The sequence below is a fragment of the Aeromonas caviae genome (assembly GCF_000819785.1).
Taxonomy (GTDB): Bacteria; Pseudomonadota; Gammaproteobacteria; order Enterobacterales; family Aeromonadaceae; genus Aeromonas; species Aeromonas caviae.
Genome location: NZ_CDBK01000022.1, coordinates 25,519 through 33,816 on the forward strand (window position 1 = coordinate 25,519; position 8,298 = coordinate 33,816).

Annotated in this window: 7 protein-coding genes; 5 read left to right on the forward strand and 2 right to left on the reverse strand. The window is 61.0% G+C overall.

The genetic code is table 11. The features are described 5' to 3' along the window. Positions 1-61: 61 nt before the first annotated feature. The 4 genes from fieF (at position 62) to BN1120_RS21455 (ending at position 3,494) form a co-directional block, all read left to right on the forward strand. A complete protein-coding gene (gene fieF / locus BN1120_RS03210; protein WP_010672451.1) occupies positions 62-973 on the forward strand; it encodes a cation efflux pump FieF in 912 nt (303 codons plus the stop codon). 8 nt (positions 974-981) lie between these two features. Continuing rightward, entirely contained in the window at positions 982-1,761 is a 780-nt protein-coding gene (gene cysE / locus BN1120_RS03215; RefSeq protein ID WP_010672452.1) for a serine O-acetyltransferase, read from the forward strand. A 21-nt stretch (positions 1,762-1,782) separates the two neighbouring features. After that, positions 1,783-3,063 (forward strand): hypothetical protein, encoded by a 1,281-nt coding sequence (locus tag BN1120_RS03220; protein WP_010672453.1) that lies wholly within the window; start codon positions 1,783-1,785, stop codon positions 3,061-3,063. A 221-nt stretch (positions 3,064-3,284) separates the two neighbouring features. After that, positions 3,285-3,494 carry a cell division protein ZapB gene (locus tag BN1120_RS21455; RefSeq protein WP_010672454.1) on the forward strand — a complete coding sequence of 70 codons (210 nt, stop codon included), beginning with the start codon at positions 3,285-3,287 and terminating at the stop codon, positions 3,492-3,494. A gap of 72 nt (positions 3,495-3,566) precedes the next feature. Here BN1120_RS21455 and elbB read toward each other — a convergent pair whose 3' ends face one another. Beyond that, positions 3,567-4,217 (reverse strand): isoprenoid biosynthesis glyoxalase ElbB, encoded by a 651-nt coding sequence (gene elbB, locus BN1120_RS03230; RefSeq protein ID WP_039041149.1) that lies wholly within the window; start codon positions 4,215-4,217, stop codon positions 3,567-3,569. Between the two features lie 401 nt (positions 4,218-4,618). On the opposite strand from elbB, the gene polA reads away from it, so the two are divergent. Beyond that, positions 4,619-7,369, forward strand: coding sequence for a DNA polymerase I (polA, locus tag BN1120_RS03235; RefSeq protein WP_042014716.1), 2,751 nt, complete (start codon positions 4,619-4,621; stop codon positions 7,367-7,369). 77 nt (positions 7,370-7,446) lie between these two features. Here the strand turns inward: polA and BN1120_RS03240 are convergent, their stop codons facing one another. Continuing rightward, complete coding sequence (locus tag BN1120_RS03240) at positions 7,447-7,986, reverse strand: gamma carbonic anhydrase family protein (RefSeq protein ID WP_042014722.1); 540 nt, start codon at positions 7,984-7,986, stop codon at positions 7,447-7,449. Positions 7,987-8,298: the final 312 nt, after the last annotated feature.

Sequence of the window (8,298 nt, forward strand, 5' to 3'; positions counted from 1 at the left end):
CGCCAAACTGACGTCCGGGTCAGGGTATAATAAGTTTTTACGCGTCGGAGGAAAGCCGGTTTTGAGCCACCAACACTATTCCCGCTGGGTCACCCTGGCCAGCATGGCCGCTGTGACCACCGCCACCCTGCTCATCCTGGGCAAACTGATCGCCTGGCTGATGACGGATTCATCCAGCCTGCTGGCATCCCTGACCGATTCCTTCATGGACATCAGCGCCTCTCTCATCAATCTGCTGGCCATCCGTTATGCGCTGGCCCCTGCCGACGAAGAGCATCGCTTCGGCCACGGCAAAGCGGAGTCCCTGGCGGGTCTGGTGCAGTCGGCCTTCATCTCGGGGTCCGCCCTGCTGCTGGTGATGCACGGCATCTCGTCGATGCTGAATCAGGTGCCCGTGGTGCGCCTGGAGGCCGGGATCTGGGTCAGCGTCGGCTCCATCGTGCTGACCCTGCTGCTGGTGAGCTTCCAGAGCTTTGTCATCCGCAAGACCAACAGTGTGGCCATCAAGGCTGACATGCTGCACTACCGTTCCGACCTGCTGCTCAATGGCGGCGTGCTGGTGGCACTGGTGCTGGCGGGGCAGGGGTGGTACTGGGCCGACGGCCTGTTTGCCATTCTGATCGGTCTGTTCCTGGTGTGGGGGGCTGTCCATATCGGCTACGAATCGGTGCAGGCCCTGCTCGATCGTCAGTTGCCAGAGGAGGAACAAGCGAGAATAATGGCCCTCTGCTGCGCCGTAGAGGGGGTGCATGGCGTACATGACCTGCGTACCCGCCAATCCGGGCCGACCCGTTTCGTGCAGTTGCATCTGGAACTCGATGATCAACTGCCTCTGGTCAGGGCCCATCAGATAGCCGACGAGGCTGAACTGGCCGTCCGCCAGGCCTTCGAGCGGATGGATGTGATCATTCACATGGACCCCATCTCGGTGCTGACAAAAGAACGACAAAGCACTCACCCTGAACAACAGTAGGCTGCAACATGGATGATCTGGTTGCCAGAACCTGGCAAAAAATTCAGCAGGAAGCGCAGAGCATGGCGGCCCAGGAGCCCATGCTGGCCAGCTTCTTTCATTCCACCATTCTCAATCACCGGGATTTGCGCTCGGCGCTGAGCTTCCAGCTCGCCAACAAGCTCGACAGCACCACCATGCCTGCCATCGCCTTGCGGGAAGTGATCGAGCTGGCCCTGCGCAGCGAGCCCGAGCTGCTGGCCGCAGTGGCCGCCGACATCTGCGCGGTGCAGGATCGCGACCCGGCGGTCGACCTCTTCTCCACCCCGCTGCTCTACCTCAAGGGATTCCATGCTCTTCAGGGGTATCGGGTGGCCAACTGGCTGTGGCGTCAGGGACGCCGTGCCCTGGCGCTCTATCTGCAAAACCAGATCTCCGTGGTGTTCGGCGTGGATGTACACCCGGCCGCCCGCATCGGCAAGGGCATCATGTTTGACCATGCCACCGGTATCGTGGTCGGCGAAACCGCCGTCATCGAGAACGACGTCTCCATCCTGCAGAGTGTGACTCTGGGGGGGACCGGCAAGGAGAGTGGTGATCGCCACCCCAAAATCCGGGAAGGGGTGATGATAGGGGCGGGGGCCAAGGTGCTCGGCAACATCGAGGTGGGCGTCGGCGCCAAGATCGGTGCCGGCAGCGTGGTGATCAACCCGGTGCCGCCTCACACCACGGTCGCTGGCGTGCCCGCCAGGATTGTGGGCCGCCCCGAGTGCGACAAACCTTCCCTGGACATGGATCAGTGCCTCTGATCCCCTGACCGAGGCCGTTGTATGGTCAAGCGCTGGTCAGGCTTTCTGATCCTTGGGATGTGGCTGCTCAACCTGCTGCACCTTTATCTGGACTTCTCCCCCTGGCCCGCCGCCATCGCGGCCTGGGCCGCCTCCCTGCTCACCTGGCCCTGGCTGGTGGGTGCCGCACGGCGCCAGGCGCTGGCCCTCTACGGCGCGGCGCTCCTGCTGCTGCTCTTTTCCTGGTGGCGAGGGGCCAGCCTCAGCCCAGGTGACTGGCTTTTGCCGAACATCAACATGCTGACCATGTTTGCCGCAGTGAGCACCCTCAATCTGGCTACCTCCGGCCTCTTGACCGGCACCGCCTCCTGGTCTGGTCGCAAGGGGCTGTGGAGCACCATGGCCAGCCTCAATCTGCTGGGGGCCGTCATCAATCTTTCGGTGCTCTTCATCATCGGCGATCGGCTGGAGCGCAACGGGACGCTGGAGCGGCGTCAGGTCATGGTGCTGAGCCGGATCTTCTGTGCGGCTGCGTTTTGGTCCCCCTTCTTCGTCGCCATGGCGGTGGCCCTCACCTATGCACCGGGTCTGCAACTGGGCAGCATACTGCCTTTTGGCATACTGGCGGCCTTGCTGGCCATGGGGCTGACAGCCTGGCAGGTAGAGCGACTCGGTGTGGAGACCTTTGAAGGTTATCCGCTGCGGCTCCAGACCCTGGGGCTACCGGTGACCCTGGCACTGCTGGTGCTGGTGATCCACCGTTTCTGGCCCGGACTCAGCATTCTGGCGGTGATCGCCCTGGTGGCGCCCTTGCTGGCCTTGCTGTTCATGCCGCAAGCGGGGCGAGGGGCTGCTCTCAAGCGCCAGGTGGTGGAGCGCTTCCCGGCCATCGGTGGCCAGCTTGTGCTGTTTCTGGGGGCCGGCCTGCTGGCGGCTGGCATCAACAGCGCGCTGTCAGTACTGGACTTTGGCAGTGGCCACGGCCTGCCGCTGTTCAACCACTTCGGCTGGCTGGAAGCCTGCCTGACCCTGCTGCTGATCTTCCTGGTGGCCATAGTGGGCGTGCATCCTCTCATCAGCATCTCGGGGGTGGCGCCGCTGCTCTGGCCGCTGGCACCGGATCCCAGCCTGCTTGGCATGTGCTTCCTCATGGGGTGGGGGCTGGCGACCGGGACGAGCCCGCTCTCCGGCTCCAATCTGGCGCTGGCGTCCCGCTACAACCTGAGCGCCGGGCTGCTGCTGCGCTGGAACCTGCTCTACGGCCTGTTGATGTACGCCGTGGCCTGTCTGATGATGGGGGGCTTCATCGCCTTGCATGGCTGATGGTGGCATCGGCAGGAGGGCGGGTTATGCCACGGCGGACGCCCGGGATCGAGGTTCCTGCTGCCTGCGAGAAAAACCGACGCATATTTAAGCAATACCGGGCCGCAGGGCGCATTTTGCAACGTGCTGGCTTGTTTGTGCCGAGCGCATCAGGGTATGCTGGCTCCACGCGCTTGAATCGCCCTCTGTGGGGCATCGCAATTGAACATACAGGTATGCATATGTCACTAGAAGTCCTTGAGCAACTCGAATCCAAAGTACAATCCGCCGTCGACAACATCTCCTTGCTGAAGATGGAGCTGGACGAGCTGAAAGAGCAGAACAGCAAGCTGCAAGACGAAAACCACCAACTGCGCAACGAGCACGTTGCCTGGCAAGAGCGTCTGCGTGCCCTGCTGGGCAAGATGGACCAGATGGGCGATGCCATCTGATCCCGTCTAGATTGACCGGAATGAAAGCGGGCCGCTCCTTGAGCGGCCCGCTTGTTTTGGTCTGCCGGGCAATCAGAGTGCCAGCAGCTGTTTGACGGTCTTCTCGATGCCGTCCGCCGCCTCCACAATATTGTTGGCCAGCATGTAGGCAGGAGTGGAGATGACCTTGCGCTCCTGATCCACCACGAATTCGCGCACCGGGCAGTCGAGATGACTGCCACCCATGGCTTCGATGGCGTTGGCGGCGCCCTCGTCGTTGCCAATGGTGGCCAGGGTGCCTGCCCCATAGATGAGCGGGATCATGGCCGGTGCGATGCAGATGTAGGCGGCCGGTTTGCCGGCTCTGGCAAAGCTCTGGCAGGCCTTCAGCACATCCGGCTGGATGCGGCACTCTGCGCCCTTGATGGCGAAGTCACACAGGTTCTTGGCGGCGCCGAAGCCGCCCGGCACCAGCAGGGCGTCGAAGTCGGCTGCATCCAGTTCAGCTACATCCCTGATCTGGCCGCGGCAGATGCGGGCCGCCTCGACCAGCACGTTGCGGCTCTCTCCCTCGCTGACCTCGCCGGTCAGGTGATTGATGACATGAAGCTGAGGGACATTGGGGGCGAAGCATTGAACGGATGCTCCCTGACGGGCCAGTGCCAGCAGGCTGATGACGGCCTCGTGGATTTCGGCGCCGTCAAACACGCCACAACCACTCAAGATCACGGCCACTTTTTTCATGACAGACTCCTCGTTGTTGAAAATGTGAGCCAGGGTAGATTGTTGTACTTTTGTATGGTTATCGTTCGACCTCCGCTGGTCAAGTCATCTCCCTGTGCTAGGATTGTTTCGTTCTGGATCCTGCCTCAGTACCCCCCTTGAATTTTTTTCCACATTGATCGAGATCATGATGAGTGTGTCATGTTGAGTTTTTATGATCTCAACGTAATGTTTTAAAAGACATTTTTTGTTTTAATCCACAGCTTTGTCACGGCCGTGATGCAATGGTGCCATTTTTGAGCACAGAGTTATCCACAGCAATGTGCCCCACCGGTGCGCCGGGGTGATGGTGGGAGTCCCCTTGGTGTGGTGCGGGCCCTGTGGCATCCTAGCGGCTGTTTATTCTTGGCAGGACGATTTTCATGGCCTCTAGCAATCCTCTTATTCTGGTCGACGGCTCTTCATATCTTTACCGCGCCTTCTTTGCCTCGCAGCAGGCCGATCTGCGCACCTCGACCGGCTTGCCTAGCGGCGCCGTCCGTGTCATGGCCAACATGATGCGCAGCCTTCGCAAGCAGTACCCCGACTGCCACGTGGCCGTGGTGTTCGACGCCAAGGGCAAGACCTTCCGTGACGACATCTATCCCGAATACAAGGCAACACGCGCCAGCATGCCGGACGATCTGCGCAGCCAGGTCGCTCCTATCCACCAGATGATCAAGGCAATGGGTTTCCCCTTCCTGATGGTCGAAGGGGTGGAGGCCGACGACGTGATCGGCACCCTGGCCCGTCAGGCGACCGAGAAACAGCTGCCTGTGCTCATCAGCACTGGCGACAAGGACATGGCGCAGCTGGTCTCCGACCATGTCACCCTGATCGACACCATGAAGGATGTGAAGACCGATCGGGAAGGGGTGATCGAGAAGTTCGGCGTACCGCCCGAGCTCATCATCGATTACCTGGCGCTGATGGGGGACAAGGTGGACAACATTCCCGGCATGACCGGTGTCGGCGAGAAGACCGCACTGGCCCTGTTGCAGGGGATAGGTAGCATCGACGAGATTGCCGCCAACCTCGACAAGGTGGCGGCGCTCGGCTTCCGCGGCTCCAAGGCGTTTGCCGACAAGTTCCGCGAGCAGGAAGAGCAGGTGCGCCTTTCCTATGTGCTGGCCACCATCAAGACCGACGTGGTCCTGGAGCAGAGTCTGGAAGAGCTGCAGCTTGGCCCCATCGACAAGGAGGCCCTGCTGGCGGTCTATCGCGAGTACGAGCTGCGCAACCTGATCAAAGAACTGGAGTCTGGTGGCGAGGAGAGCGAAGCCGCAGGTGATGAGGAAGGCGCCGCCCCGGCAGCCGCCATCGAAACCGACTATCGCTGCATCCTGGATGAGGCCGAATTCGACGAGTGGCTGGCACGCCTGCAGGCGGCGCCGCTGTTTGCCTTCGATACCGAGACCACCAGTCTCGACTATATGGAGGCGCGGGTCGTTGGCGTCTCCTTTGCCATCGAGCCGGGCAAGGCGGCCTATGTGCCTTTCGGCCACGACTATCTGGGGGCGCCGGTGCAGCTGACCGAGGCCGTGGTACTCGGCAAGCTCAAACCGCTGCTGGAAGATCCGGCCCGTCTCAAGGTGGGGCAGAACCTCAAGTACGATCGCAACGCGCTGCTCAACCACGGCATCGAGCTGCAGGGCATCGCCTACGACACCATGCTCGAATCCTATGTGCTCAACTCCACTGCCAGCCGCCACGACATGGATTCCCTGGCCCGCAGGTATCTGAACGTCGAGACCATCTCGTTCGAAGAGATCGCCGGCAAGGGGGTCAAGCAGCTCACCTTCAACCAGATCGAACTGGAGCAGGCGGCCCCTTATGCGGCGGAAGATGCCGACATCACCCTGCGTCTGCATCAGACGCTGTGGGGCAAGCTCTCTGCCGAGCCGGGACTTGCCAAGGTATTCAGCGAGATCGAACTGCCGCTGCTGCCGGTGCTGGCACGGATGGAGCGACTCGGTACCACCATCGAGCCCAAGCTGCTGCATCAGCAGAGCCAGGAGATCGAAGTGCGTCTGGCAGAGCTGGAGAAGCAGGCCCACGAGCTGGCCGGGCAGGAGTTCAATCTCTCCTCGCCCAAGCAGCTGGGTGAAATCCTCTTCACCAAGCTGGGGCTGCCGATCATCAAAAAGACCCCCAAGGGAGCGCCATCCACTGCGGAAGAGGTACTGGCCGAGCTGGCGGAGACCTATGAGCTGCCGCAACTGCTGATGGAGCACCGTGGCCTGGCCAAGCTCAAGTCCACCTACACCGACAAGCTGCCGCTGATGATCAAGCCGCAGACCGGGCGGGTGCACACCTCCTATCATCAGGCGGTAGCGGCGACCGGTCGGCTCTCGTCCACTGATCCCAACCTGCAGAACATCCCGGTACGCAACGAACAGGGGCGCCGCATCCGGCAGGCCTTCATCCCGTGCGCCGGTTACAAGCTGGTGGCGGCGGACTACTCCCAGATCGAGCTGCGCATCATGGCCCACCTCTCCGGTGACAAGGGGTTGCTGACCGCCTTCGCCGAGGGCAAGGACATCCACAAGGCGACCGCCGCCGAGGTGTTCGGGGTCGCGCTCGATGCGGTGACCAGCGACATGCGTCGCAGCGCCAAGGCGATCAACTTCGGTCTCATCTATGGCATGAGCGCCTTCGGTCTGGCCAAGCAGCTGGGTATCGGCCGTGCCGAGGCGCAGAAGTACATGGATCTCTACTTCGAGCGCTACCCGGGGGTGCTGGAGTACATGGAGCGTACCCGCCAGCAGGCGGACGCCCAGGGCTATGTCGAAACCCTGTTTGGCCGTCGCCTCTATCTGCCGGATATCAAGTCCCGCAACGCCGGTCTGCGCAAGGCGGCCGAACGGGCCGCCATCAACGCACCTATGCAGGGCACCGCTGCCGACATCATCAAGCGCGCCATGATCAACGTGGATGGCTGGATCCGGGGCATTGAAGACGAGTCGATCCGCATGTTGATGCAGGTACACGATGAACTGGTGTTCGAGATCCGCGAAGAGAAGCTGGAGGAGTACATCGCCCTCATCAAGGAGAAGATGTCAGCCGCAGCAGAACTGCATGTGCCGCTGGTGGTGGAAGCGGGCACCGGTGACAACTGGGATCAGGCCCACTGATCCTGCCTGATGGTCACATAGCTATATAAGAAGAGAAGCCCGGCATGATGCCGGGCTTCCTGTTTGTGGCTGCAGGGTCAGGCCTCTTGCAGGTATTCATCCTTGAGCAGCACATAGTTGTCGGCCGAGGTCTTCAGGAAGGCGATCTCGGCCGGCTTGAGAGGGCGGGCCTGCTTGACGGGATTGCCCATATAAAGAAAGCCGGCCTCTAACCGTTTGCCCGGTGGCACCAGGCTGCCCGCCCCGATCATCACATCGTCTTCAACGATCACCCCATCCAGCAGGATGGCACCCATGCCGACCAGCACCCGGTTGCCTATGGTGCAACCGTGCAGCATGGCTTTATGACCGACCGTGACATCCTCGCCGATCAGCAACGGATAGCCGCCGGGGTTGCTGGCACTCTTGCGGGTCAGGTGCAGCACTGTGCCGTCCTGGATATTGCTGCGGGCACCGATGCGGATATGGTTGACGTCCCCTCTGGCGGCCACCATGGGCCAGATGCTGGCATCGTCACCCAGCTGGATATCCCCCACCAGGGTGGCGCAGGGATCCACATATACCCGTTTGCCCAGTTGCGGGCACTTTCCCTTGTAAGGTCTCAGTCGCAAGTCCATCTTGGCCTCCTTGTTTTCGGCCATTCTAGCAAGACGACACCGGTTTCTGTGGATAAGTTTGTATAAAAGCTGTGTTTGGATATGAATAACTAAAAAAGTGCCGATTTTTACAATTTTATTGCAGAGGAGGGGTTGCCAGAACGAATTCGCTCCCTATAATGCGCCTCCATCGACACGGCAAGCGGCAACGCAGACAGCCAAGCCGATAACCTCGAAAAGCCTTTGAAAATAAGGCTTGACTCGAGAAAGCGGTTGAGTAGAATGCCACTCCCGCAGCAGCCAAAAGCTGCGTTGCTCTTTAACAATTTGAAT